Below are 25,534 nucleotides of genomic sequence, written 5' to 3'. Positions count from 1 at the left end.
GGCCGATTCCTACACCGTGGCGCGCCGCGCCCCGCTGCCCGGTTTCCCCCGTTCGTCGCTTACCGTGCCCGACTGTTTTGTTCCCTTTGCACGTGACACGCCTTTTGCCTAATTCGTGTTTTTTTGCGGAACACGCGGCGACCCGGGTGGGTACGTCGTTGGGAAGGTGGCGTCGGGGGTCCTTCGGCGGGTCAGAGGCGGTCGAGGTCGGGCTGGAGCGCTCCGGCCGAGACGACGTGCGAGACCTTACGAAGGATGGTGCCGGTGCCGGTGACCAGGATGGCCGAGGCGGTCCCGTCCTGTGCGGTGAGACCGACCTGCTCGCGCAGGGTGCCGGTGGGGTCGCGCAGGAAGAGCAAGTTCTTGCCGTCGGCGCGCGGGGTCTGCGCGGTGGTCAGCTGGCTGTGGGAGGCGACGACCGACGGCGTGGACCTCGACACGGCGAGGACCGCGATGTCCGGCCGGACCGCGGCGATCGTCTCGGCGATCAGCGCGTCGCAGTCGCAACCGTCCGTGAGCAGGATGACCACCGGCAACTGGCCGCGCACCGGCACCGGCTGCCCGTCGGTGCCGATCAGCTCGAGCGCCGGCAGCGTGGTGATCGGGGCCGGGGTGCTGCCGGAGGTGCGCTGGTTGGCCGGCTGCCGGGCCGGGCCGGGCCACGCCGAGGCGAACAGGCTGGCCACGGTGACCAGCACCGCCATCGAGATGATCAGGACCGGGGCGCGCAGCATCAGCGTGCCCACCTTGCGCAGCCGGCGCATCGCGGGCCGGCGCGCCAGGCGCTGCCAGCGGTTCGGCGGCGGGGCCAGGTGCAGCTCGGCACGCACCGCCTCAACCTCGTCGGACAGCTCCGAGAGGTCGTCCGGAATGACGATGACGCCCCACTCCTCGGGGAGGTCGGGCAGCTCGTCCGGGGAACCGCCGTCGGGCGGCGGCCAGCCACCGTTGTCGCTCGCGCCTGCCATGACTCACCTCCCCCCTGGCCGACCAGATCTTGCTTCGGTCGGGGAACTTCCGTCCAGCGTCTCGCACGCTACGCCGCATCGCCAGTGGTGGGGCGGTGTGGACCTCAGCGATACGCTTGATCTCGCAAAGCCATCAGGTCCGGAATTTCCGACTCATCAGCAGCTGGGGTGACGTCTCAGTCACTTTCAGTTACTTAGGCAGCTTCCCGCTCTGCTGTCAAGCGGTAGAAAGCCCCGTCACAGGGCCCCTGAGCTGCACTAACAGTGACCGCCAGGGCAAGACAGCGCCGCGTGAGCGTGTTACCCTAGACACAGCGAAAGGGGTTTCGAACCTATGGTTTTCAGTGTCGGCGAGACCGTTGTTTACCCCCACCACGGGGCCGCACTCATCGAGGCAATCGAGACTAGGGTCATCAAGGGCGTTGAAAGGCAGTATCTCGTTCTGCGTGTCGCCCAGGGCGATCTGACGGTTCGGGTGCCCGCTGAGAACGCCGAGGAAGTTGGCGTGCGCGAAGTGGTTGGCGAGGAAGGCCTGGGCAAGGTCTTCGACGTCCTCCGCGCTCCGCACACCGAGGAGCCGACCAACTGGTCGCGGCGCTACAAGGCCAACCTGGAGAAGCTCGCTTCCGGTAACCCGCTCAAGGTTGCCGAGGTTGTTCGCGACCTTTGGCGTCGCGAGCGGGAGCGCGGCCTCTCGGCCGGCGAGAAGCGCATGCTCGCGAAGGCCCGCGACATCCTGGTCGGCGAGGTCGCCCTCGCTGAGAAGAGCACGAAGGATGAGGCCGAGGTCCTGCTCGACAAGGTCCTCACCGAGGCCTGATCCACCTCGACGCATCTTTCAACACCGTGATCGCCGACCGCGACGTGACCGCGCAGCTCAATGCTCGCGGTGACGTCGCGGTCGTCGTTCCGGCCGCGGGCGCCGGTCTGCGGCTCGGCCCGGGCGCGCCCAAAGCATTGCGGCTGCTCGAGGGCGAGCCGCTGCTCGTGCATGCCGTGCGCCGGCTCGCCGCCGCCCCATCGGTCCGGATTATCGTCGTGGCCGCGCCGCCCGCCGACGTCGACGCGGTGCACGCCCTGCTCGCGCCGGTGGCTCCGGTCACCGTGGTCGCCGGCGGCGCCGAGCGGCAGGAATCGGTGGCCGCCGCACTCGCCGTCGTCCCGCCGGAGATCGCCATCGTGCTGGTGCACGACGCGGCCCGCTGCCTCACCCCACCCTCGGTGACCGAGCGGGTGGCCGCCGCCGTCCGGGACGGTGCCGATGCGGTGATCCCGGTCCTTCCGGTGGTCGACACGATCAAAGAAGTCGGGGCCGACGACATCGTGCTGGGCACGGTCGACCGGTCGGTGCTGCGGGCGGTCCAGACACCCCAGGGTTTCCGCGCCGATGTGCTGCGCGCTGCACACGAGGCCGCCGCGTCCGCCCACACGGACGACGCCGGGGCGGTTGAGAAACTTGGCATTCCGGTTCGGTGCGTTCTTGGTTCGGATCTGGCTTTGAAGATCACGCGGCCGCTGGACCTGGCGATGGCCACCTACCTCCTGGCGATGCCCGACCCTGACGCGCCTGCTGGTTGACCTGGCCTTACGCGCCTTTTCATGCACGTCGGCGTTTTCCACAGCAGCGGGTTGTCCACAGGCTGTCGGCACGATCTTGGGCTTTCGCGCGACAATGGTTGATGGGACCTCCCCCAGGGCGGGTGGGTTATCCAGTTGGGCTGCCCGGGAGGGCGCTGCACTCCCACCTGCGCGGCCCGCGCGCCGCGCTTTGCTCCGCGCCGGCCCGCCGCGCCCCGCGCCGCGCCTTGCCGCGCTGCCCGCGCTGCCCGCGCTGCCCGCGCTGCCCGCGCTGCCCGCGCTGCGGTTCGCGTCTTGCCCGTGCCGCGCGCTGTGTTGCGTGGTGGACGGTGGCGAGCGTTGGCGGATGGGGAGAGGGCTGGGCGGGGTGGTGGTTAGGGTGGCGGGGTGATCATTCCGCGGGTGGGTATCGGCACGGACGTGCATGCATTCGAGGCTGGTCGGGCCTGCTGGGTGGCCGGGCTGGAATGGCCTGATGAGCCGGGGCTGGCCGGGCATTCGGATGCTGACGTGGCCGCGCATGCCGCTTGTGATGCGCTGCTCTCGGCGGCTGGGCTTGGGGATCTCGGGAGCAACTTCGGTACCAGTCGGCCGGAGTGGGCCGGGGCGGCCGGGGTGATGCTGCTGTCGGAGTCGGCGCGGCTGGTGCGGGCGGCCGGCTATGCGATCGGGAACGTCTCGGTGCAGGTGGTGGGGAACCACCCGAAGATCGGGAAGCGGCGTGCGGAGGCCGAGAAGGTGCTTTCCGCCGCGGTGGGGGCTCCGGTGACGGTGTCCGGGACGACGACCGACGGGCTGGGGCTCACCGGCCGTGGTGAGGGTCTGGCCGGGATCGCCGTGGCCATGGTCTACAGCGAGATGACTTTCGCCGAATAGTGGCAGCCCGCCGCTGAACGAACCGGCAAAACACCTCTCGCTGGATGACGGCGAGACGCCTGTTGCTGAGCGCGCGGCGAGAAGGCTGCCGTCGCCAGGCGCCGAGGGGTCGACATCGGTTTGGCGGGTCGCCGTCGGCTGGGCGGCGCGGGGCTGTCGTTGGTTGGGCCGTGCGGGGCTGGGCGGGGCTGGGCGGGGCTGGGCGGCTGGTGGGTGAGTGGCTGCGGGCGGGGCGAGATGCCTGTCACGGGGTGGGGGTGGTCGGCGTCACGAGCGGGGCGGAGCGGCTCGGGCATGATGACGATCATGACTGTCGTGTTGCCTGGCGTTGCTCGCCGATTGATCGACAACCCTACCTATGCGGTGCTCACCACGATCAATGCGGATGGCACGCCGCAATCGACGGTCATCTGGGTCAAGCGGGACGGGGACGACATTCTGTTCTCCACGGTTCGTGGGCGGCGGAAGGCGACGAACATGGAGCGGGACGGGCGGGTGTCGATCTGTGCCTACGACCCGGCGCAGCCTTCGTCGTACTGCACTGTCGAGGGGTCGGTCACGCTCAGCGACGATCAAGAGGATCTGATCGGGATGCTCAGCTACAAGTACGCGAATGAGCCGTGGAGTGGGGACGGGCCGGAGGTGGTGCGCGTGGTGTGCCGGCTCACCCCGACCCATGTCATCTTCAGGTAGACCGCCTACGCTCCGACTGTGCCTGTGCCCATGGAGCCCGACACCACGCCGGAGGAGCACCGCCAGCGTGCGCTGCTGCTCGCCGACCTCGGCCGCTACGACGAGGCCACTGAGGAGATCGCCGCCGGCCTGAGCGGCACATCGAGCGGCACCGCGTCGAGCAGCCCCGCGTCGGACAACACCGCGCCGGGCGAGGACGCGCTGGGTGGAGCTGGGCCAGGCGGAGCTGCGCCGGGTGACCCCCTGTGGGGCGCGGCTGGAACGGGTGACCCCGTGTGGGGTGCGTCTGGAACGGGCGGGGCTGGGCCGGACGAGGCTGCGCTGCTGTCCACGCTGGCCCGGATCCACCTGGTTGCCGAGCAGCCGGCGGAGGCGCTGGCCGCCGCTGACCGGGCCGCCGCGATCGGGCCCGGTGCGATGCCGGCGCTGGTGGTACGGGCCATGGCGCTGATCGACAGCCGCCGGTTCGGCGAGGCGGCTCAGCTGGCCGCGGAGCTGCTGCGGGCGTGGCCCGAGGATCCGTACGCGCAACGCACCGGCGCCGCGCTCCTGAGTGAGTCGCGCAACGGCCAGGAGGCGCTGAACGCCGCGTGGAACGGCGTCCGGGTGGCGCCGGCCGAGGCGGAGGCGCACCTGGTCCTGGCCGTCGTGGCGGCGCGCCTGCGGCTCTTCGATCTGGCCCAACGGGCGTACGCCGAAGCTCTGGATCTTGATCCTGCGGTGGGGGATGCCGGGCAGGATGTCGGGATCGTCCGGCTCGAGCGGCGGCGCTGGGCGCGCGCGCTGGAGGAGTTGGCCGAGGAGGCGTCGCTCGGGGTTCCGCCGGCGGAACCGGACGGAGCTCCGGTCGACCGGGCCAAGCCGGCGCCGTCCAACTGGTCCGAGCCGCCGGCGGTCAGCCGGCCGCGCAAGCCGGTGCTGGACGTCTCCGCGGACTCGACGGACGCGGTGCTGGAGACGGTCCGCTACGGCGCCAACGGCACCCTGGTCGCGGCCGTGCTCACCGCCACGATGACGCTGGTCAGCCCGGGGATCTCGCGGGTCTGGGCGGGCCTGATCGGCGTCCTGGTCTTCGCCGCGGTGATCCTGTGGTTCCGCAGTCGGCTCACCGAACCGGTCGGGGTCGTGCTGGCCCGCCTGCGGTCCGGGCAGCGGGTGCTGGCGGCGGCGCTCTACCTGACCTTCGCGGCGCCGCTGTTCCTTCTCGCCTACGCGGTTGTCGGCGGGCTGCCCACGCTGATCGCGGGCATGGTGCTGGCCGGCGTCGCCGACCTGATGGTGCTGATCCGCCGCCGCTGACGCCGCAAGCAGAGCAGGCGCCGGCGGCGCAAACAGGGCAGTCGATGAGGCACGGGACTCGCAGCCGCCGACGCGCAAAAACCAGAGGCTGCCGCCGTACGGCGAATTGATGTTGAAGCGGAACCCGAGCAGCGGCATTGACCGGCGTCCCCGGTATTTTGGCCGCATGGCCGATCTTCTGATTGCCGCGCTCGCCCTGGTGGCCCTGGCCGTCGTGCTGGTCGTGCTGTTCCGGGCGGAGACGCTCGGCCGCGCCTACTTCGTGGCCGGCCTGGTGATCATGACGCTCGCCGCGGCCACGACCGGCGTGCTGCTCTACAAGTCGCACCGGCCCGACGAGGCGAAGCCGTCGGCGGCCCAGCCGCCGCAGGCCGCGCTCGGCGCCGCCGTGCAACGGTTGGATCTGCCGCTGCCCGCCGGCGACAAGTATCCGCAGACCGCGATCCTGCTGCTGAATCCGCCGCGCCCGGGCCCGGACGCCTGGACCGGCGACGTGTCCCTGATCTGCTCGACCCCGGGCAAGGGCGACACCGTGCAGAACTGCGCCGGCGACGACCCGCGGGTGTGGAGCGCGGATCCGCTGGCGAAGCGGTCGGTGGTGGCCCGGGCGGCCGGCGATCCGTTCGCCGGGCCGGAGGCGTGCGCCGAGGCCAACGGCGTCACATATCAATCGCAATACTTGGAGTTGGAGGCCGGCCGGGCGTACTGCATGCGCCTGACGACCGATCCCCGGCAGGTGATCGCTTTCCGGATTCCGGTGTTCCCGGCGGAGAAACCGCTGCCCACGGCCCTGTCCATCGAAACGGCGGTCTGGGCGGTCTGAGCGCACTGTTGTCCGGCTCGCGCGCGGTCCGTTAGGTTCGGTTGGTGTCGACGATGGTGCCTCCGCTGTATGCCGGGCTCGTCGATGACGCGTCCCTGTTGCCGCCCAGCCCGACCGGCCTCGCCGAGGCCGAGTCGAAGTTCCACGAGCACACCAGCGCGTGGTTCGCGGGTCTGATCGGCAACCTGCTGGTCCCGGCGTCGGTGGTGGGTTCCGAGCCGGTGCCCCGGCTCGTGGCGGCGCTGATCGGCGACATCCCGGCCGGCACGCTGCCCTCGACCGTGGAGAAGCTGCGCGCCGCCGGCATGGTGATCGAGCACGTCGAGGCGGCGGTGGCCCGGCGTGGGGAGGACCCGCAGCCCGGCCTGGCGCTGCTGCGGACGTTCGCCTCCGCCGACCCGGGGACCAAGGTCTGGGCGGAGATCCCGCTGAGCTGGGGGCTGATCGGCGCGCTGGACGCGCTGGCCGAGGCCCGGGCCGAGGGGCTGCCGATCGCGCCGAAGTTCCGCGTCGGTGGCCTGGCCGCCGAGCTCTTCCCGACCCCGGTCGAGCTGGCCGCGGTGATCTGCGCCTGCCGGGACCGGGAGTTGCCGTTCAAGCTGGCCGCCGGGCTGCGGCACGCCACCCGGCACACCGACCCGGAGACCGGTTTCACCCATCACGGGTTCCTCAACGTGCTGGTCGCCACGCTGCTCGCGGCCGACGGCGGTGAGGTGGCCGAGGTCGCCGAGGCGCTGGCCGCGACGCATCCGGTGCCGCTGGTCGAGCCGGCCCGGGCGCATCGGGACGCTCCCCGCCCGCTCTTCGCGGGTTTCGGCGCGGCGAACGTGGTCGAGCCGTTGACCGAATTGGTCCGCCTCGGGCTGATCAACGGTGGGTACGAATGATCGACCTGGATCGAACCTGAGATACTCCCGGCTGTGACCCGGGTGCTGCTACGAGCTTCAGTGGCGGTGCTTTTGCTGCTGGCGACCGTCTTGGTCGGCTGGCGAGTCCTCAAGCCCGCCGAGGTGCTGGCGACGTCGAAAGCGCCGTACCCACCGCTGGTGGTGTCCTCGCCCGGCGTGACCGGGCGGATCAACGTGGCGCCGCTGATCCTCGAGGACCGGCTGCGGGTCTACGCCGCGAAGCACCAGGTGCGCGCCGACGAGCCGGTCTACGGCCGGAACGTCTTCACCACCCGGTGGTCGCTGCGGCGCTGGCCGGAGCAGCTCAGCGGCGTCGTCGCGCAGGGCGCCACGGTGATCACCCGGTGGTCGGACGGCGCGCTGGTGGCGCTCGACGGCCGGACCGGGAAGATCGCCTGGCGGGCGGCCGGCCCGGACGCGCCCGGCTACGCCGGCCACCGGACCGGTGCCGCGACGGTCTGGGACCCCACCGGCCTGCGGATCGCTTCCGGCGTCGTCGTGGTCACTGCCGATCAAGAGCTGCTTGGGTACGACGTGAGCACCGGAACCCTGCGCTGGCGCGTCACGACGCCGGCCGGCTGCGCGGACGGGTTCACCACCCACGGCGGGGTGTACGTGTGCGCCACCGGCGCCTACGACCTGGGCACCGGGCAGGCCGCGCCGGGCTGGCCGGCCGGACCGTTCACCGCGGTCGGCTGCGCGGTGGCGAACTCGGACTGCGCCGGCTTCCGGGACGGCGCCGGGCAGGGCTGGCTGACGTCGCTGACCGCCCCGCGCCGCGCGCCCGCGCTGGACCGGGCGGACGCGACCGTCGCGGACGGCGTGGTGGTCTCGACGGGGAACGGCGTGGTGACCGCGTACCGGGAGGACGGGACCACGCTGTGGAACTGGGCCGGGCCGGCGCAGGTGCTCGGCGGGGTGCCCGGGCGGGTGCTTCTGTTCACGCCGGAGCACAACTTGGTCGCGCTGGACAGCGCCACCGGCGGGGTGATCTACGCGATCCGGCTCGCCTTCAAGAAGGAAGACGTGAAGTGGGATCTGGGCGGCGTGCAGGTCTCCGAGCACTATCTGGCGATCGAGCGGCTGCGTGAGGGCGGGCCGGATGATCCGGAGTCGCCGCTCTACTACTACGTGACGGACACGGTGTTGCTGGTCGCGCTCTGAGCGGTTGTCCACACCGCGGGGTTGTCCACAGGGCGCGAGCGGGATCTTGCGAATTCTCGCGACAATGGTCAGCGGGCCTTCCCCCTCGGGTGGGTGGGTGATGTGGTTGGCCCGCCGCGGCTGTCCGGATCATGCCGGTTGTTCGGCTTGTTTTGATTGCCGGGGTCATTTCGCTTGCCCGATTTGTGGGGCATGTCTGGCCCAGTCCAACCCGCCGGCCTATGCCGGGTGGGGTAGGAGACCGGTCTATGCCAGGTGGGGTAGGAGAGCGGCCCAGGCTTCCTCGGCGGCGCCGGCGATCGGGCCGTTGTCGCCCAGGGCGGCCGCGAGGATCGGTGGCGGGGCGTTGCGGTGGATCGACATGAGGCCGTCGCGGTAGGCGGCGTCGATCTCGTGCGGGACGGTGGCCAGCAGGTCCGCGCCGAGGCCGCCGAGCGTGACCAGGTCCGCGTCCAGGCCGTTGACCAGGCCGGCGATGCCCCGGCCCAGGGTCGCGGCGACGGCCCGGACCGCCTCGACGGCCTCGACCGCGGTGAACGTCGCCGGCGAGACCGGCTGGTCGCCGAGGGATGGCGTGGCCCGGGGGTCGCCGGGCGACGGCGTGGCCCGGGGGCCGTCGGATGGTGGCGTGGCCAGGGGGCTGCCGGGTGGCGGCGTGGCCCGGGGGTCGCCGGGTGGCGGCGTGGCCCGGGGGTCGCCGGATGACGACGTGGTTCGGGCGGCGCCGGGTGGGGGCGTGGTTCGGGCGGCGTCGAGTGAGGGTGTGGTCCACGGGGCGTCGAGCGGCGGCGTGGTTCGGGGGCTGCGGGGTGGGGGTGTGGTCCAGGGGTCGGCGGGCCGGGTGCTGGTGAGGGCCTGGGCGGCGGTGGTGATCACGCGGCGGGCGTAGGTGAGCGTGTCGACCGGGGTGGGGTCGCCGAGGAGGCGGGCCAGTTCGTGGCCGTCGACCGCGATTCCCCAGCAGCCGCGGGCGCCGCACGGGCAGCGGATCGCCGGGTCGCCGAACGGCATGTGGCCGAACTCGCCGGCCGCGCCGCGGGCGCCGATCACCGGGCGGCCGTCCTCGACCACGGCGCCGCCCAGGCCGGCCTCGATCCGTAGGTGCAGGGCGACCGAGGCGTTCACCGCGGCGCCGCGGCGGGACTCGGCGGTGGCGGCCAGCGTCGCGTCGTTGCCGGCCACGAAGACCTCGGCGTCCGGGCAGAGGGCGGTCAGGTCGACGTCGTGCCAGCCGGGGCCGACCGCGTCCAGGCGCAGGTCGCGGGAGACCGTGCCGGGGACGGATACGCCGACGGCGCGCAGGCGGTCGCCGTACCGAAGGCGAAGTTTGCCGATCGCGGCCTGGACCGCCGAGCGGACCTCGGGCCAGGCGGCGCCCGCGTGCCGGCCCTGCAGCGCGGCGGGGCTGGCGCCGCCCAGCTCGACGACCTCGACCCGCCAGATCTCGTGGGTGATCGCGACGGCCACGGCGAGCGGGCCGGACGGGTGCGGCAGGAGCACGGTGGTCGGCCGGCCGCGGGTGCCGCTCGGCGCGGCCGGGCCCTGGACCAGCAACGACGCGCGGCTGAGCTTGGTGACCAGCTCGGTGGCCGCGCCGGTGCCGACGCCGAGCAGGCGGGCGGCGTCGGCGCGGGTGACGCCGGGGCTGTGGTGGACCACCCGGAGAAGTTCGGTGGAGCGCGTTGTCACAGCCGTTCCCCTTCTTTTGCTCTTGCTCGGAGCTTATTCTGCGGGAGTGAGTTTCAACCGCCCCGCGCTGGTCGTTCTCGGAGCATCCGCGTTCTTCTACGTCACCGCCGAAACCCTGCCGGTCGGGCTGCTGCCGCAGATCTCGTCCGGCCTGCACGTCACCGAGGCCCAGGTGGGCCTGCTGCTGACGAGTTACGCCGTGGTCGCCGCCCTGAGCACGATCCCGCTCACCGCGCTCACCATGCGGGTTCCCCGGCACACCCTGATCGCCGTAACCGTAGCGATTTTCGCCGTGTCCCAGGCGGCCGCGACGTTCGCCCCGACGTTTCTGGTGCTGGCGTCGGCCCGGCTGATCTGCGCGCTCGCCCACGGCGTGTTCTGGTCGGTGATCGGGCCGATCATCGCCCGGCTCGCCCCGCCGGACCAGATCGGCAAGGCGACCGCGATGACGTTCCTGGGCAACTCGCTGGCGATCGTGCTCGGCGTGCCGCTGGGCACCGCGCTCGGACAGTGGCTGGGCTGGCGGGTGGCGGTCGGCCTGATGGCGGTCGGCGGGGCGGTCTGCGTGGCCCTGCTGCTCGCGGTGCTGCCGAAACTGCCGCCGCTGCCCCGGGACATGACCACCCGGACCGGGCAGCAGCTGCTCAACGCGGTGCGGATCCTGCGGGACGGCAAAGTGGCGCGGCTCTGCGCGATGACCGCGGTGCTGGTGATCGGGCACTTCGCGGCGTACACGTACATCGCGCCGCTGGTCCGCCGGGACGCCGGGCTGGACGGGGCCGGGCTGAGCGTGCTGCTGCTCGGGTACGGCGCGGTCGGCCTGCTGACCACGTTCCTGCTCGGGCGCTACGTCGACCGGAGCCCCGGGCGGGTGCTGCTGATCCTGCTGGCCGTGCAGGCCGGGTCGGTGACGCTGCTCGCGCCGGTGCTCGGGACCGGGCCGACGATCCTGGTCACGCTGCTGTGGGGCGGCGCGTTCACGGCCGTGCCGATCTTCCTCGGGGCGGCGCCGATGCGGGTGGCGCCGACCGCCCGGGACGCCGCGTCGGCGGTGTACGTGGTGGCGTTCCAGATCGGCATCGGCGGCGGGGCGTTCGTCGGGGAGCGGTTCGTGACCGCCGGCGCGCTGGGGGCGCTGCCGCTGATCGCGGGGCTGTTCGCGGTGTTCGCCGCGATCCTGGTGGCTACCTCGCGCTCGGTGTTCCCGTTCCGGATCAGCGCGGACGACCACCATCGGATCTCGGCGGAGGCCGCGGCCGCGCACTGATCTACCACTCGTTAGTGGTCAATGCCCCGGGTAGGGGACGAATTGCGCGATCGGTACGGCTAACGTCGACCTCGGCCGCAAGGAAAATGCCTGGTCGGCCCGCGGCGGATTCGCGGGCCGGCCAGGTATTTGTTTTGAAGGTCTAGCCCGCCAGCGCGGCCTCGGCTGCGGCCAGGAAGGCGTCGTTCTCCTCCGGGGTGCCGATCGTGACCCGGACCCCGTCCGGCTGGAACGGACGCACGATCACGCCGCGGCTCTCGCACGCCGTGCCGAACGCCGCCGACCGGTCGCCGAGCGGCAGCCACACGAAGTTGGCCTGGCTGTCCGGGACGTCGATGGCGAGCTTGCGCAGCGCCTCGGTGACCCGGTCGCGCTCCGCGGTGACCAGCGCGCAGCGGCGGACCACCTCGGCCTCCTGGGCCAGCGCGGCGAGCGCCGCGGCCTGCGCCACCAGGCTGGTGGAGAACGGGGTGAGCACCTTGCGCACGGCGGCGGCCACCTCGGGCTGGGCGACCAGGTAGCCCATCCGCATGCCGGCCAGGCCCCAGGCCTTGCTCATGGTCCGCAGCACCACGATGTTGGCGCGGTCGCCGTAGGTCGCCAGGCCGTCCGGCACCGCCGGGTCGGTGACCAGCTCCCGGTACGCCTCGTCGAGCACCACCAGCACGTCCGACGGCACCGCCGCGAGGAACCGGTCCAGCTCCGGCCGGCGCAGCGCGGTGCCGGTCGGGTTGTTCGGGTTGCACACGAAGATCAGGCGGGTCCGGTCGGTGATCGCCGCGGCCATCGCGCCGAGGTCGTGCCCGTGGTCGCCGAGGTTCGGCACCCGCACGCTGGACGCGCCGGCGCCGGCCGCGATGATCGGGTACGCCTCGAACGAGCGCCACGCGTAGAGCACCTCGTCACCCGGCATGCAGGTGGCCTTGACCAGGACCTCGGCCAGCGCCACCGAGCCGCAGCCGGTGACCACCCGCTCGGCGGCCACCCCGAAGCGCTCGGCGAGCGCGTCGCGCAGCTTGAGCACGCCCATGTCCGGGTAGCGGTGCATCTCCCGGGCGGCCTCGGTGACCGCCTCCACGACACCGGGCAGCGGGCCGTACGGCACCTCGTTGCTGGCCAGCTTGATCGCCTCGGCGATGCCCAGGTCGCGGGCCAGGTCGGCGACGTTGCGGCCGGGCACGTACGCGGGCAGGGCGTCCAGGTCGGCGCGGGTGAGGCGGGTCATTCTGGTCCTCCTGGGTTCTCGCCGCGCGGCGCGGCCTCGACGGTCGGTTGGGCGCCGGGCGGGACCGCGACGACGACGGTCCGCGCCGACTTGTCGTGCCAGGCCTGCCGCAGGCGCGGGTCGAACGTGACGGAGAGCGAGTCCAGGAACTGGATCACGAAGCCGATCAGGCACGACCAGAGCAGTGTCCACATGCCGAGCCCGGCCCAGCGGCCGAACGCGCGGCGGAAGCCGATCGGGGCCGGGCTGTCCAGCCCGACCACCTTGATGCCGACGATCATCTTGCCCAGCGTCTGCCCGCGGCCGGCGATCGCCGGGGCCTCGTAGAGCAGCCAGAGCAGGGTGGCGATCAGGATGATCACCACCTGCAGGGACTCCATCCGGCCGGTGGGCTGCACCATGTCCGGCTGGGTGTTGGCCCGCACCTGGTCCAGGTAGTGGCTGAGGATCGGCCGGAAGTCCTGCCACCACTGGTAGGCGAACCAGCCGTTGACCACCACGTTGAGCAGCAGCACGATCGCGATGTCGATCAGCCGGGCGGCCAGGCGCTGCCCGAGGCTCGCCAGGGGCAGGCCGTGCGGGCGGGCCTCCGGCATCGGGTAGAGGTAGGCGTGCGGGGGCTGGGCCGGGGCCGGCCAGCCCGGCGGCGGCTGCTGCCAGCCCGGCGGGGCCTGCGGATATTGGAAATTCGCGGGTGGCTGCTGCCAACCGGGCGGGGGCTGGTGCCAGCCCTGTGGCGGCGGCTGCTGCCAGCCCGGCGGCGGCTGTTGCCAACCGGGCGGGGGCTGTTGCCAACCGGGTGGCGGCTGCTGCCAGCCCTGCGGCGGCGGGGGCTGGGATCCGGGCGGAGCCCAGCCCGGCGGCGGGCCGTAGGACGGCTGTTGCGGCTGCTCAGGGACGGCCTGCGGGGGCGTGATGGGTGGCTCCGCCTCCACCGGCGGCGGCCCCTCCGGAGGGACCGCGTCGGCCGGGATGGCCTTGCCCAGCCAGCCCTCACCGTCCCAGTAGCGCTGGGTGCTGGTGTCGGCCGGGTCCTTGTACCAACCCGCGGGAAGGGAACTCATGCGCAAACCTTTACCAGAAGTGCCTGACGGTTCCCTGCGCGCAGGTCACCACGTCACAGGTTGCCGCGCCGCTCCTGCTCCCGCTCGATGGCTTCGAAGAGGGCCTTGAAGTTGCCCTTGCCGAAACCGAGGGAGCCGTGCCGCTCGATCAGTTCGAAGAATACGGTGGGCCGGTCCTGTACGGGGGCCGTGAAGATCTGCAGCAGGTAACCGTCCTCGTCCCGGTCGACCAGGATCTTGCGCTTCTTCAGCTCCTCGATCGGCACCCGCACCTGGCCGATCCGGGCGCGCAGCTCCGGGTCGTCGTAGTACGAGTCCGGCGTGTTCAGGAACTCGACGCCGGCCCCGCGCATCGCGTCGACCGTGTTCAGGATGTCGTTGGTGGCCAGCGCGACGTGCTGGGCGCCGGGGCCGCCGTAGAACTCCAGGTACTCGTCGATCTGCGACTTGCGCTGCGAGACGGCCGGCTCGTTCAGCGGGAACTTGACCTTGCGGGTGCCGTCCGCGACGACCTTGGACATCAGCGCGGAGTAGTCGGTGGCGATGTCGTCGCCGATGAACTCGGCCATGTTCGTGAAGCCCATCACCTTGCGGTAGAACTCCACCCACTCGTCCATCTTGCCGAGCTCGACGTTGCCGACGACATGGTCGACAGCCTGGAAAAACCGCTTCGGACGGACAGCGACGATCGGGTCCCGGGTCACGAAGCCGGGCAGGAACGGACCGTCGTAGCCGGAACGGTCGACCAGGGAGTGGACGGTGTCGCCGTACGTCGCGATCGCCGCCGTCCGGACCGTGCCGTGCTCGTCCTTCACGTCGTGCGGCTCGAGCACCCCGCGGGCGCCGGCCGAGGTGGCGTGCAGGTACGCGGCGTCGACGTCGGGCACCTCCAGCGCGATGTCCGAGATCCCGTCGCCGTGCCGGGCCACGTGGTCGGCGCCGGGCGCTCCGGCGTGCACCATGCCGGTCAGCACGAACTTGGCGCCGCCGCTGACCATCACGTACTCCGCGTGGTCGCGATAGCCCTGCTCGGGGCCGCGGTACGCGACGCACTTCATGCCGAACGCGGTCGAGTAGAAGTGTGCGGCCTGCCGGGCGTTACCGACCAGGAAGCGCAGGTGGTCGACACCCTTGACGGGAAAGACGTCAGGGGTTCGGGTCTCGGGTTGCATCGTCCCTCCGGTTCCTTCGGCGGCCGCCTCGTGAGCGGCACGTCCTCGGCCGAGGTTGACGCAGGTCACAGCGCTGGGCAAGAGTCAGGAAAAGCGCTGGTCAATCTGTGCAATCGGTAGGGTGGGATGTGGTTGTGACCGAGCAGTCTGTCCAGCTCGACGAGCTCGACGCGAAGCTGATCCAGTGGCTCGCCGACGAACCGCGGATCGGCGTGCTGGAGCTCTCCCGGCGGCTCGGGGTGGCCCGCGGCACGGTGCAGGCCCGGCTCGACAAGCTGACCAGCCGCGGCGCGATCAAGGGCTTCGGGCCGGAGGTGGTGCCGGCCGTGATCGGCTTCGGGGTGATGAGCTTCGTGACCCTGGAGATCAGTCAGCGCTACGGGCACGACGCGGTGGCGAGTCACCTGGCGGAGATCCCCGAGGTGCTGGAGGCGCACACGATCACCGGCGGGGGCGACATCCTGTGCCGGATCGTGGCCCGCTCGAACGCCGACCTGCAGCGGGTGATCGACCAGATCGTCGGCTACGAGGGGATCCGGCGGGCGCACACGATCATCGCGCTGGCGGAGCTGATCCCGTACCGGACCGTGCCGCTGACAAAGGCGGCAACCCGGATATAAGCCCATGACACGGGCTTTCTACGCTCACGGGGCTTGTGGATCGAGGTCATTAGTGTGCCGACATGGCCTCGGGCACGTGGAAGGGAGTCACCCTGGTCGCTGCCGTCACGGTCACCGTGCTGGCCTCGACCGGGGTGTGGAACCCGTTCCCGCAGCTCTGGGAGTGGGTGAACACCAGCGGGCCGGTCGCGCCCGGGACCCGGTGGCAGCAGCGGCTCACCGGCACGCCGCAGAGTGTCTCGGTGATCGGCGAGTCGGTGGTCGTCGAGTACCGGACCTCGGTGGAGGCCTACAACCTGACCACGGCCGTCAAGATGTGGGACTCGGACGCCGACTGGGCCACGGTCGCCGGGCAGGGTGACGACGCGGTGGTGGTCACCGGGCGGCTGCTCACCAAGGGCTACCAGGTGCTGGACCCGCGGACCGGGACGGTGAAGCGGGCCGACACCGAGGCGAGCGCGGTCTGGGCGTACCAGAACGGGATCGTCGACATGCACTGCGCGGCCAGCAGCGACTGCCGGCTCACCGCCTGGGACCCGCGGGCCGGTTCGCAGCTCTGGTCGGTCGGCACCGGTGGGATCGGCTTCGTGCTGCACGCGAACAACCCGGACCTGCCGGACTCGCGCCGGCTCGGCAGCGGTGACGTCGACGACGACGCGGCCGGCCCGGCGATGATGCCCGGTCTGCTGGGGATCCCGGACGACGGCAAGGTGCGGGTGATCGACACGGCCACCGGGCGCCTGGTGCAGACCGCGACGCCCGGCCCGGACCAGCGGGTCGCGGTGACCGGCGGCCGGGTGCTGACGATCACCGGCACGGCCAAGGACGGCACCTGCTACTACGGCGTGGTGGCCACCAGCCCGCCCGGCAACCGGACGGTGTGGAAGCGGGACGGGCTCAACCTGCGGACCGCGGAGAGCGACTGCAAGCAGGACCGGGACCCGGCCGGGGGGTACGACGTGGTGCTCGGCGTCGATCCGTACGGCCGCCAGGAGCTGATCAACGCCTCGGACGGGCGGAACCTCTGGTACGGCGACAAGACCGCCGAGGTGCTGGCCGTCGACGACCGGTACGCGGTGATCCGCACCGGCGACTCACTGCGCGGCTGGTCGTTCAGCCGGGGCAAGGCGGTGTGGCGGCAGAACGGCCGGGCCAAGGCCGGGGCGATGATCACGTCGTACGCGGTGATCGTCGTCTCGTCCGGACGGGTGACGGCACTGAATCCGGCGAATGGTGCGGTACGTGCCGATGTGCGGACGGATGCGAAGGTCTTCACCGCCGCCCCGAATGGTTTGATCTTGGTTTCCGGGCGTGACATGGCCTATTTGCCGTACAGCTGACACGCCGACAGGCGCGTGTGCGGGGGTGCCGGGTTCGCATGCCCCCGCCCCGCTGGCCTAGGCTTGCCGCTCATGAGCAGAGGCGCCGCTTTCACCTACTCGCCGCTCTTGCCGACCGGCGACGACCTGACCGAATATCGCCTGGTCACGGACGAGGGCGTGGACGTTGTCGAGGGCCCGGGCGGGCGCCGTTTCCTGACCGTCGAGCCATCCGCGCTGACCCAGCTCACCGCCGAGGCCATGCACGACATCGCGCATTACCTGCGGCCGGCGCACCTGACGCAGCTCCGCGCGATCATCGAGGACCCCAAGGCGTCGCCGAACGACCGGTTCGTCGCCCTGGACCTGCTGCGCAACGCGAACATCGCGGCCGGCGGGGTGCTCCCGATGTGTCAGGACACCGGCACCGCGATCGTGATGGGCAAGCGCGGCCGGCACGTCCTGACCGACGGGCTCGACGAGGAAGCCATCGCCCTCGGCGTCTACCAGGCCTACACCCGGCTCAACCTGCGGTACTCGCAGCTCGCCCCGCTGACCATGTGGGACGAGAAGAACACCGGGACCAACCTGCCGGCCCAGATCGAGCTGTACGCGGAGGACCCGAACGGGCACCCGGACGCGTACAAGTTCCTGTTCATGGCCAAGGGCGGCGGCTCGGCCAACAAGTCGTACCTGTACCAGGAGACGAAGGCGCTGCTCAACCCGCAGCGGATGATGCAGTTCCTGGACGAGAAGCTGCGGCTGATCGGCACGTCCGCCTGCCCGCCGTACCACCTGGCGATCGTGATCGGCGGGACCAGCGGCGAGCACGCGCTCAAGACGGCGAAGCTGGCCAGCGCGAAGTACCTGGACAACATGCCCACCGCCGGCTCGATGCTGGCGCACGGCTTCCGGGACGTCGAGCTGGAGGCCGCGGTGCTGGAGCTGACCCGGGACTTCGGGATCGGCGCACAGTTCGGCGGGCGGTACTTCTGCCACGACGTGCGGGTGATCCGGTTGCCCCGGCACGGCGCGTCCTGCCCGGTCGCGATCGCGGTCTCCTGCTCCGCCGACCGCCAGGCGGTCGCCAAGATCACGCCGTCCGGCGTGTGGCTGGAGCGGCTCGAGACCGACCCGGCGCGCTTCCTGCCGGACGTCACCGAGGACCACCTGGAGGCGGAGCAGGTCGTCAAGATCGACCTCAACCGCCCGATGGCCGAGATCCGCGCGGAGCTGTCGAAGTACCCGGTGAAGACCCGGCTGTCGCTGTCCGGTCCGCTGGTGGTGGCCCGGGACATCGCGCACGCCAAGATCGCCGAGCGGCTGGACGCCGGCGAGCCGATGCCGGAGTACCTGCGGGATCACGCGGTCTACTACGCCGGCCCGGCCAAGACTCCGGAGGGTTACGCGTCCGGCTCGTTCGGCCCGACCACGGCCGGCCGGATGGACTCCTACGTGGAGAAGTTCCAGGCCGCCGGTGGGTCGATGGTCATGCTGGCCAAGGGCAACCGGTCACAGCAGGTCACCAACGCCTGCAAGACCTACGGCGGCTTCTACCTCGGCTCGATCGGCGGCCCGGCGGCCCGCCTCGCGCAGGACTGCATCCGCCACGTCGAGGTCCTCGAGTTCCCCGAGCTCGGCATGGAAGCGGTCTGGAAGATCCAGGTCGAGGACTTCCCGGCCTTCATCGTCGTCGACGACAAGGGCAACGACTTCTTCGAGGCGGTCACCAAACCGGTCCTCAGCATCGGCAAACGCTGAAGATCAAAATCCGATTTGGGTACGGCGTGAGCACGGTCCCGGGTTTTCCGCTCTGACCGTGCCCACCCGCGGACGTCGCCCTTGCGGGTCTCGTGTTCTGGGCGCCCCGCGCCCTTGCGAGACCCGGAAGGGTCCCCGCGGGAGCAACGATCAGTTATCGGCCGCAGCCGAGGCAAAAAAGAATTTGATCTTCGGTTGGCTAGGCGCAGTAGCCGGCGACCGGGCTCAGCCACTCGGCCAGCTGGGGCTTGAGGGTCTTGTCGAGATCCGCCGTGGTGGCGATCTTCTTGATGTACTTGCGGTCCTTCGCGCTGGTCTCGAGCTTCCGCGCGGAGGCCTCGCCGGCGGTCTGCAGCTCCGGGTTCTGCGCGACGCTGGTCTCCTTGCGGATCTGCGTGCCGGCCGACTGCAGCTCGGCGGCGGCCGCCTTCTCGGCCTTGACCGCCTCGGCCGTCTGCTTCGCCTCCTTGTAGGCGATCATCTTGCCGATCGCGGCGCCGAAGTCGTCCAGCTCGCCGGTGAAGATCTTGTCCAGCTTGCCGCAGACGAGGGCGGTGTCGTCCGAGTAGTCGGTCGGCGTCTCCGAGATCGACGGGGACGGGGCCGGCGCACCGGCGTTATAAACCTGCGCATCGCTCTCGCAGGCGGCACCGGTCAGCAGAACGCCGCCGGCGAGCACGGCCAGGATGGCGGGTCGCATCTGTGGATCCTCTTCGTCGGGGGGAATGCCAAAGCTCCGCCGACGGTACGTTCAGTTTCCGCTCGCGTCCAACCGAGAGTGATCGTCAAGATACGAACAGCCCGCTCACGGTAACCGTGAGCGGGCTGTTCGCCCCCGTGATCGAAAGCTCAGGCCGTCCCATCGCGTTCTGGGGGCGATGGCGAAGCATCGACGATGGAACGGCGCTGTCAGCACTGTGCGGGACCGCGCTCTCGTTCCGCTGTCGAACCGCTCTCACGTTTCGGTTAGTGTCGATACCGGCACGGGGGAACGGGGTGGCTACTGTGCGCTACCGCATCTTGGGGCCACTGTCCGTCACCGAAGCCGGACAATCCGTGGCTGTGACGGCTGGGCGTGACCGGGTCGTGCTGGCCATGCTGCTCGTCAATCCGAATCGGATCGTCGGTGCGGGCGAGCTCATCGACGCGCTGTGGGGCACCGCCCCGCCGGTGACCGCGCGCGGGCAATTGCAGTCATGTATATCGCGATTGCGGCGAATTCTCCAGCCCGGGGTGATTCTTACCGATCGGGCGGGTTATCGCATCCGGGTCGGACCGGACGAGTTGGACGCCGAGGTCTTCGCCCGTGCGGTGGATCGGGCCCGGGCGGCCGGCGACCGGGCGGCGCTGCGCGCGGCACTGGATCTCTGGCGCGGTCCGGCCTGTGCCGAATTGGACACTCCGGCGATCCGGCACGCCGCCGCCGCGCTCGACGAGCGGTACGCGCTCGCCGTCGAGGACTGGGCGGACCTGGAGCTGGCCGCCGGGAACGAGCGCGAGCTGGCCGGGGAACTGGGCGGTTTCGCGGAACGGTTCCCGCTGCGGGAGCGGCTGCGCGGCCAGGTGATGCTGGCGCTGGCCCGGTCCGGGCGGCAGGCGGACGCGCTCGCGGAGTTCCGCAAGGCGCGCGACCTGCTCGCCGGGGAGCTGGGCATCGAGCCCGGCGAGGAGCTGCAGCGCCGGCATCGGGAGGTGCTCAGCGGCGAGGTCGCGGCGGAGGTCCGGGCGGTCGGCCCGGTGCGGTGCCTGCCGCGTACGGTCGGCGACTTCACCGGCCGGGCCGAGCAGGTCGAGCGCCTGCTCGCCGCGATCGCCGCGGGCTTCGGCCCGGTCGCCGTGGTGATCGACGGGATGGCCGGCAGCGGCAAGACCACGCTGGCCCTGCACGTGGCCGCGCGGATCGGCGACCGGTACCCGGACGCGCACCTCTACCTGGACCTGCAGGGACACAGCGAGGGCGAGCCGGTCGAGCCGGGCGCCGCGCTGCTCGCCCTGCTCCGGCAGCTGGGCCTGAGCGCCGGCGAGATCCCGCTGGAACCGGCCGAGCGGGTCGCGCTGTGGCGGACCGAGGCGTCCCGCCGGTGCGTGCTGGTGATCCTGGACAACGCCGCGTCCAGCGCCCAGCTCGCCGACCTGCTGCCGGCCGCGCCGGGCAGCCTGGCCCTGGTCACCAGCCGCCGGCGGCTGGCCGGGCTGGACGGCGTGCGGGTGGAGTCGCTGCCGGTGCTCAGCCCGGTCGAAGCGGTGTCGTTGCTGGCGCAGATCGCCGGCCCGCGGGTCGGGGCCGAGCCGGCGGCGGCGGCCGAGGTGGCCCGGCGGTGCGGGTACCTCCCGCTGGCGATCCGGCTGGCCGGGGCCCGGCTGGCGCATCGGCCGCGGTGGCGGGTGGCCGACCTGCTGCACCGGCTGGCCGAGGTGGCCCTGCCCGAGCTGGCCGCCGAGACGCGGACCATGGCCGGCGCGTTCACCCTGACCTACCGCCAGCTGCCGCCGCTGACCCAGCGGGTGTTCCGGCTGCTCGGGGTCTACCCGGGTACCGAGTTCGACGCGCTCGCGGTGGCCGCGCTCACCGACCTGGCCCGGGACGACGCCGAGAACGCGCTTGAGGACCTGGTCGACGTGAACCTGGTCGACGAGCCGGGGTCCGGGGTGTACCGGATGCACGACCTGGTCCGGGAGTACGCCGGCATGCTGGCCGCCGAGCTGCCGGCCGCCGACCGGACCGCGGCGCTCGTCGCGGCCCTCGACTTCGAGCTGCACGCCGCGGCCGCCGCCACCATCGCCACCCAGCGCGTCACCATGCTGCGTGACCTGGGGAACCGGCAGCCGGCCCGGCCCGACCTGACGGTCGCGGACCCGGCCGCCCGGCTCGATCGGGGACGTCCCCAGCTGGTGGCCTTCGTGTCGGCGGCGACGGCGGCCGGCCGGGCCGACTACGCCTGGCTGATCCCGCGGGCGGCCTGGCAGTTCCTGTTCTTCCGGGGCTACATGGACGACCTGCGTGAGCTGCAGGAGCTGGCCCTGGCCGCGGCCCGGGCGGCGGACGACCGGGCCGGGATCGCCACCACCGCCAACTACCTGGCCGGCACGTTCGGCCGGGCCGGTCAGATCGACAAGGCCGTGGAGCACCTGCGCCTGTCCATCCGGCTGCGTACCGAGCTCGGCGACCTGGGCGGGGTGACGAGCGGGCTGCTCAACCTCGGGCAGACCTACATCTCGCAGGGCCGGCTCGCCGAGGCGGCCGGGGCGGTGCAGGCCGCCATGCGGGCCACCGTCCGGATCCGGGACCGGCCCTCACCGGCCGCCGCGCTGGGCCTGCTCGCCGACGTCCTGATCCTGCTCGGCCGGTACGACGAGGCGACCCGGATCAGCCGGCTGCGGATGTTCACCGCGATCGAGTACCGGGCCGAGGACGACCTGGCCGCGGCGCTGCTGTCGCTGCAGCGGGCCCGGTACCGGGGCGGCACGCTCCCCGGGGCGGCCGCACATCACTACGTCGAGGTGGTCCTGCGACTGGTGCGGCGGACCGGGTACCGGTCGATCGAGGCGGACGCGTACGACGACCGGGCCCGGCTGCTGCGCGCCGCGGGCCGCCTCAGCGAGGCGATCGCCGACCATCGCCGGGCCCTGGAGCTGGCGGTCCGGCTCCAGGACAACCGGCACATGGCGGAGTTCCGGCACAACTGGGCGGTCACCCTCCGGCGGCTCGGTGACCGGGACGCCGCCCGGTCGATGGCCGAGCAGTCGCTGCGGGCCGCCCGGGCCGGCCGCAACGTGTACGTGCTCGCCCGGGCCCAGGCCGGCCTGGCCGCCTGCCTGGACCCGGACGACCCGGAGGCCGGGCGGCTGCGGGCGCAGTCGGCCGAGCTCTTCGATCGGATGGGGATCACATACGACGAGCGATGATCAGAGGGACGATGGACCGGTGACAACTGATACGAGTGGTTTCCGGATCGAACGCGACACGATGGGCGAGGTGCGGGTCCCCGCCGACGCCCTCTGGCGGGCGCAGACCCAGCGTGCGGTGGAGAACTTCCCGATCTCCGGGCGGGGCCTGGAGCCGTCGCACATCCACGCGCTGGCCCGGATCAAGGGCGCCGCGGCGCAGGCCAACGCGGACCTCGGGGTGCTGGACAAGGACCTGGCGGCGGCGATCGTGACCGCGGCCGCGCAGGTGGCCGACGGCGGGTTCGACGACCAGTTCCCGATCGACGTGTTCCAGACCGGCTCGGGCACCTCGTCCAACATGAACGCCAACGAGGTGATCGCCACCCTGGCGTCGCGCGCGCTGGACCGGCCGGTGCACCCGAACGACCACGTGAACGCGTCCCAGTCCAGCAACGACGTGTTCCCGTCGTCGATCCACCTGGCCGCCACCGAGGCGGTCCGCAACGACCTGATCCCGGCCCTGGAGCACCTGGCCGGCGCGCTCCGGGCCAAGGCCGGGACCTGGGCCGCGGTGGTCAAGAGCGGCCGCACGCACCTGATGGACGCCACCCCGGTCACCCTCGGGCAGGAGTTCTCCGGGTACGCCCAGCAGGTCACCAACGGCGTCGAGCGGCTCACCGCGACCCTGCCCCGGCTCGGCGAGCTGCCGCTGGGCGGCACCGCGGTCGGCACCGGCGTGAACACCCCGCCCGGCTTCGCCCCGGCGGTGATCGCGCTGCTGAAGGAGCAGACCGGCCTGCCGCTGAGCGAGGCCCGCGACCACTTCGAGGCGCAGGGCGCGCGGGACGCGCTGGTCGAGGCCTCCGGGCAGCTCCGGGTGGTGGCCGTCGGCCTCTACAAGATCGCCAACGACATCCGCTGGATGGGTTCCGGTCCCCGGGCCGGCCTGCGTGAGCTGCGCCTGCCCGACCTGCAGCCGGGCTCGTCGATCATGCCGGGCAAGGTGAACCCGGTGGTGCCCGAGGCGGTCCGGCAGGTCGCCGCCCAGGTGATCGGCAACGACGCGACCGTCGGCTTCGCCGGCACCCAGGGCGACTTCGAGCTGAACGTGATGCTCCCGGTGATGGCCCGCAACGTGCTGGAGTCGATCCGGCTGCTGGCCGCGGTCGCCCGGCTGTTCGCCGACCGCTGCGTGGCCGGGCTGGAGGCGAACGAGGAGATCGCCCGGGGGTACGCCGAGGGCTCGCCGTCGATCGTCACCCCGCTCAACCGGGTCCTCGGCTACGACGAGGCGGCCGCGATCGCGAAGCAGGCGCTTTCCACCAATCGGACGATTCGCGAGGTAGTGATCGAACGCGGCCACGTCAGCTCGGGCACCCTAACCGAAGCGCAGCTCGACGAGGCGCTCGATGTTCTGAAGATGACACGCCCGTAAAGAAGACACTTCTCGACCTTGCGCCGAGCGACCTTTCTCGATGGGATGCGGGGATCTAACTCTCAGGAGGAGCGCATTCCATGAGAAGACGCCTCACTGTCGGAGCCGTCGTCACCTTGACGGGTCTGGCGTTCCTTACCACGGTCCCAGGCTCCGCCCAGGCGGAGCCGACGGCCGTGACCGACTACACGGTCGTCGCCGCCGACGGGGTCTCCGCCGCCGACGCGACGGCCGCGATCAAGGCCGCCGGCGGCTCGATCGTCAGCGGTAACGACGCCGTCGGGGTCTACCGGGTCACCTCCACCGACGCGAAGTTCGAGAGCAAGGCGACCGCCTCGGCCGAGTTGATCGGCGCGAGCGTGCGCAAGGCCATCGGGTACGCGCCGAACGGCGTGGAGAAGGTCGAGCAGGGTCTCAAGGGCAAGGGCGGCAAGGGCCACGGCCCGGCCAAGGCCGACCCGCTGGACGACAAGCTCTGGGGCCTGGCCATGATCAAGGCCGACAAGGCTCGCAAGATCGAGTCGGGCGACAAGGGCGTCACGGTCGGCGTCCTGGACACCGGCCTGGACTCGTCGAACCCGGACCTCGCGCCGAACTACAACAGCAAGCTCTCCAAGAACTTCGCGCCGGACCTGGTCGACATCGACGGCCCGTGCGAGGTGGCGAGCTGTCTCGACCCGGCCGGCACCGACGACGGCGGGCACGGCACGCACGTGGCCGGCACCATCGGCGCCGCGCTGAACGGCACCGGCGTCTCCGGCGTCGCGCCGAACGTCAGCCTGGTCGAGCTCAAGGGCGGCCAGGACTCCGGCTACTTCTTCCTCGACCCGGTGGTCAACGCCCTGACCTACGCCGGCGACAAGGGCATCGACGTGGTCAACATGTCGTTCTACGTCGACCCGTGGCTCTACAACTGCACCGCCAACCCGGCGGACAACCCCACCCAGCAGGCCGAGCAGCAGGCGATCATCGCCGGCATGAAGCGGGCCCTCAACTACGCGCACGCCCGCGGCGTGTCGATGTTCGGCGCGCTCGGCAACAACCACGAGGACCTGGGCAAGCCGCGCACCGACATCTCCAGCCCGGACTACGGCAGCGACCCGTACTCGCGGCCGATCGACAACTCGTCCTGCTGGGACCTGCCGGTCGAGGGACCGCACGTGATCGGCGTGTCCGCGCTCGGCCCGTCCGGCAAGAAGTCGGACTTCTCCAACTACGGCACCGAGCAGATCTCGGTCGCGGCGCCGGGCGGCTGGTACCGCGACGGCTACGGCACCGACACGTTCCAGACCGTGGGCAACGAGATCCTCTCCACCTACCCGCTCAAGGTGCTGCAGGAGGAGGGCCTGGTCGACGCGGCCGGCAACATCACCACGGCCGGCGCGGCGTCGGTGTTCAAGGACTGCACCAAGGCCGGCAAGTGCGGCTACTACACGTACCTGCAGGGCACCTCGATGGCCTCGCCGCACGCGGCCGGGGTCGGCGCCCTGATCGTCAGCCGCTACGGCGTTCCGGACTTCCGCCGCGGCGGCAAGACCCTGGCGCCGAACCTGGTCGAGCAGATCCTCTACCGCTCGGCCGCCGAGACGGCCTGCCCGACCCCGCGCCTGCAGAGCTACGTGCAGGAGGGCCGGTCCACCGAGTTCGACGCGCTCTGCGAAGGCGGGAAGAACTTCAACGGCTTCTACGGGTACGGCATTGTCGACGCGTACGCCGCGGTCGGCGGACGCTGATCGCCATTTGAAGATCGCCCCGCCCGTGTCGTACGGGCGGGGCGGTTTTCGG

General features: G+C 71.6%; 21 protein-coding genes. 15 read left to right on the top strand and 6 right to left on the bottom strand.

Going from position 1 to position 25,534, the window contains the following annotated elements; all coding sequences use genetic code 11:
- Window positions 1-191 precede the first annotated feature (191 nt).
- Window positions 192-968, bottom strand: a complete 777-nt coding sequence (locus tag L3i22_RS51405) for a hypothetical protein (protein WP_221324645.1) — start codon at window positions 966-968, stop codon at window positions 192-194.
- Between the two features lie 334 nt (window positions 969-1,302).
- Here L3i22_RS51405 and L3i22_RS51400 point away from each other — a divergent pair, with 334 nt between their 5' ends.
- The 8 genes from L3i22_RS51400 (at window position 1,303) to L3i22_RS51365 (ending at window position 8,309) form a co-directional block, all read left to right on the top strand.
- Window positions 1,303-1,788, top strand: coding sequence for a CarD family transcriptional regulator (locus tag L3i22_RS51400; RefSeq protein ID WP_014447856.1), 486 nt, complete (start codon window positions 1,303-1,305; stop codon window positions 1,786-1,788).
- A 44-nt stretch (window positions 1,789-1,832) separates the two neighbouring features.
- Window positions 1,833-2,546, top strand: a complete 714-nt coding sequence (gene ispD / locus L3i22_RS51395; protein ID WP_221330571.1) for a 2-C-methyl-D-erythritol 4-phosphate cytidylyltransferase — start codon at window positions 1,833-1,835, stop codon at window positions 2,544-2,546.
- 387 nt (window positions 2,547-2,933) lie between these two features.
- A complete protein-coding gene (gene ispF / locus L3i22_RS51390; RefSeq protein ID WP_221324644.1) occupies window positions 2,934-3,422 on the top strand; it encodes a 2-C-methyl-D-erythritol 2,4-cyclodiphosphate synthase in 489 nt (162 codons plus the stop codon).
- 306 nt (window positions 3,423-3,728) lie between these two features.
- A complete protein-coding gene (locus L3i22_RS51385; RefSeq protein ID WP_255657766.1) occupies window positions 3,729-4,115 on the top strand; it encodes a PPOX class F420-dependent oxidoreductase in 387 nt (128 codons plus the stop codon).
- 18 nt (window positions 4,116-4,133) lie between these two features.
- Window positions 4,134-5,414 carry a hypothetical protein gene (locus L3i22_RS51380; protein WP_255657764.1) on the top strand — a complete coding sequence of 427 codons (1,281 nt, stop codon included), beginning with the start codon at window positions 4,134-4,136 and terminating at the stop codon, window positions 5,412-5,414.
- A gap of 166 nt (window positions 5,415-5,580) precedes the next feature.
- Complete coding sequence (locus L3i22_RS51375) at window positions 5,581-6,237, top strand: hypothetical protein (RefSeq protein WP_221324642.1); 657 nt, start codon at window positions 5,581-5,583, stop codon at window positions 6,235-6,237.
- A 44-nt stretch (window positions 6,238-6,281) separates the two neighbouring features.
- Entirely contained in the window at window positions 6,282-7,124 is an 843-nt protein-coding gene (locus L3i22_RS51370) for a hypothetical protein (protein WP_221324641.1), read from the top strand.
- 60 nt (window positions 7,125-7,184) lie between these two features.
- On the top strand, window positions 7,185-8,309 hold the full coding sequence (locus tag L3i22_RS51365) for a PQQ-binding-like beta-propeller repeat protein (RefSeq protein WP_221324640.1): 1,125 nt from the start codon (window positions 7,185-7,187) through the stop codon (window positions 8,307-8,309).
- Window positions 8,310-8,555: 246 nt separating this feature from the next.
- Here the strand turns inward: L3i22_RS51365 and L3i22_RS54545 are convergent, their stop codons facing one another.
- Window positions 8,556-9,998, bottom strand: a complete 1,443-nt coding sequence (locus tag L3i22_RS54545) for an ROK family protein (RefSeq protein WP_304523449.1) — start codon at window positions 9,996-9,998, stop codon at window positions 8,556-8,558.
- 46 nt (window positions 9,999-10,044) lie between these two features.
- On the opposite strand from L3i22_RS54545, the gene L3i22_RS51350 reads away from it, so the two are divergent.
- A complete protein-coding gene (locus tag L3i22_RS51350) occupies window positions 10,045-11,265 on the top strand; it encodes an MFS transporter (protein WP_255657763.1) in 1,221 nt (406 codons plus the stop codon).
- A gap of 142 nt (window positions 11,266-11,407) precedes the next feature.
- On the opposite strand, the gene hisC is transcribed toward L3i22_RS51350, so the two are convergent.
- Genes hisC through hppD form a run of 3 tightly spaced genes read right to left on the bottom strand, consistent with a single transcriptional unit; the run spans window position 11,408 to window position 14,726 of the window.
- On the bottom strand, window positions 11,408-12,490 hold the full coding sequence (hisC, locus tag L3i22_RS51345) for a histidinol-phosphate transaminase (RefSeq protein WP_221324638.1): 1,083 nt from the start codon (window positions 12,488-12,490) through the stop codon (window positions 11,408-11,410).
- Window positions 12,487-13,554 (bottom strand): RDD family protein, encoded by a 1,068-nt coding sequence (locus L3i22_RS51340; RefSeq protein WP_221324637.1) that lies wholly within the window; start codon window positions 13,552-13,554, stop codon window positions 12,487-12,489. Before L3i22_RS51340 ends, hisC begins: the two co-directional genes overlap by 4 nt.
- A 53-nt stretch (window positions 13,555-13,607) precedes the next feature.
- On the bottom strand, window positions 13,608-14,726 hold the full coding sequence (gene hppD / locus L3i22_RS51335) for a 4-hydroxyphenylpyruvate dioxygenase (protein WP_221324636.1): 1,119 nt from the start codon (window positions 14,724-14,726) through the stop codon (window positions 13,608-13,610).
- Between the two features lie 134 nt (window positions 14,727-14,860).
- Between hppD and L3i22_RS51330 the strand changes: the two genes are divergently transcribed.
- From L3i22_RS51330 to L3i22_RS51320, 3 genes are all read left to right on the top strand, one after another.
- Window positions 14,861-15,346, top strand: a complete 486-nt coding sequence (locus L3i22_RS51330; RefSeq protein WP_221324635.1) for an Lrp/AsnC family transcriptional regulator — start codon at window positions 14,861-14,863, stop codon at window positions 15,344-15,346.
- Between the two features lie 62 nt (window positions 15,347-15,408).
- Window positions 15,409-16,686, top strand: a complete 1,278-nt coding sequence (locus L3i22_RS51325; protein ID WP_221324634.1) for a PQQ-binding-like beta-propeller repeat protein — start codon at window positions 15,409-15,411, stop codon at window positions 16,684-16,686.
- Between the two features lie 72 nt (window positions 16,687-16,758).
- A complete protein-coding gene (locus tag L3i22_RS51320) occupies window positions 16,759-18,426 on the top strand; it encodes a fumarate hydratase (protein WP_221324633.1) in 1,668 nt (555 codons plus the stop codon).
- 199 nt (window positions 18,427-18,625) lie between these two features.
- Here L3i22_RS51320 and L3i22_RS51315 read toward each other — a convergent pair whose 3' ends face one another.
- Window positions 18,626-19,126: a hypothetical protein gene (locus L3i22_RS51315; RefSeq protein ID WP_221324632.1), complete on the bottom strand. Its 501-nt coding sequence runs from the start codon at window positions 19,124-19,126 to the stop codon at window positions 18,626-18,628.
- Between the two features lie 269 nt (window positions 19,127-19,395).
- Between L3i22_RS51315 and L3i22_RS51310 the strand changes: the two genes are divergently transcribed.
- From L3i22_RS51310 to L3i22_RS51300, 3 genes are all read left to right on the top strand, one after another.
- Window positions 19,396-22,332 (top strand): BTAD domain-containing putative transcriptional regulator, encoded by a 2,937-nt coding sequence (locus L3i22_RS51310; protein WP_370644586.1) that lies wholly within the window; start codon window positions 19,396-19,398, stop codon window positions 22,330-22,332.
- Window positions 22,333-22,393: 61 nt separating this feature from the next.
- A complete protein-coding gene (locus L3i22_RS51305) occupies window positions 22,394-23,749 on the top strand; it encodes an aspartate ammonia-lyase (RefSeq protein WP_255658802.1) in 1,356 nt (451 codons plus the stop codon).
- A gap of 80 nt (window positions 23,750-23,829) precedes the next feature.
- A complete protein-coding gene (locus tag L3i22_RS51300; protein WP_221324629.1) occupies window positions 23,830-25,482 on the top strand; it encodes a S8 family serine peptidase in 1,653 nt (550 codons plus the stop codon).
- Window positions 25,483-25,534 lie beyond the last annotated feature (52 nt).

The organism is Actinoplanes sp. L3-i22, assembly GCF_019704555.1.
GTDB lineage: Bacteria > Actinomycetota > Actinomycetes > Mycobacteriales > Micromonosporaceae > Actinoplanes.
Note: the sequence above shows the minus strand (reverse complement) of the source record. Positions and strands in the feature narration are given on the sequence as shown.

Coding starts and splice junctions, on each gene's coding strand:
- L3i22_RS51405 (WP_221324645.1), bottom strand. CDS start 968: ATGGCAGGCGCGAGCGACAACGGTGGCTGGCCGCCGCCCGACGGCGGT.
- L3i22_RS51400 (WP_014447856.1), top strand. CDS start 1,303: ATGGTTTTCAGTGTCGGCGAGACCGTTGTTTACCCCCACCACGGGGCC.
- L3i22_RS51385 (WP_255657766.1), top strand. CDS start 3,729: ATGACTGTCGTGTTGCCTGGCGTTGCTCGCCGATTGATCGACAACCCT.
- L3i22_RS51375 (WP_221324642.1), top strand. CDS start 5,581: ATGGCCGATCTTCTGATTGCCGCGCTCGCCCTGGTGGCCCTGGCCGTC.
- hisC (WP_221324638.1), bottom strand. CDS start 12,490: ATGACCCGCCTCACCCGCGCCGACCTGGACGCCCTGCCCGCGTACGTG.
- L3i22_RS51340 (WP_221324637.1), bottom strand. CDS start 13,554: ATGAGTTCCCTTCCCGCGGGTTGGTACAAGGACCCGGCCGACACCAGC.
- hppD (WP_221324636.1), bottom strand. CDS start 14,726: ATGCAACCCGAGACCCGAACCCCTGACGTCTTTCCCGTCAAGGGTGTC.
- L3i22_RS51325 (WP_221324634.1), top strand. CDS start 15,409: ATGGCCTCGGGCACGTGGAAGGGAGTCACCCTGGTCGCTGCCGTCACG.
- L3i22_RS51320 (WP_221324633.1), top strand. CDS start 16,759: ATGAGCAGAGGCGCCGCTTTCACCTACTCGCCGCTCTTGCCGACCGGC.
- L3i22_RS51315 (WP_221324632.1), bottom strand. CDS start 19,126: ATGCGACCCGCCATCCTGGCCGTGCTCGCCGGCGGCGTTCTGCTGACC.
- L3i22_RS51305 (WP_255658802.1), top strand. CDS start 22,394: ATGGGCGAGGTGCGGGTCCCCGCCGACGCCCTCTGGCGGGCGCAGACC.
- L3i22_RS51300 (WP_221324629.1), top strand. CDS start 23,830: ATGAGAAGACGCCTCACTGTCGGAGCCGTCGTCACCTTGACGGGTCTG.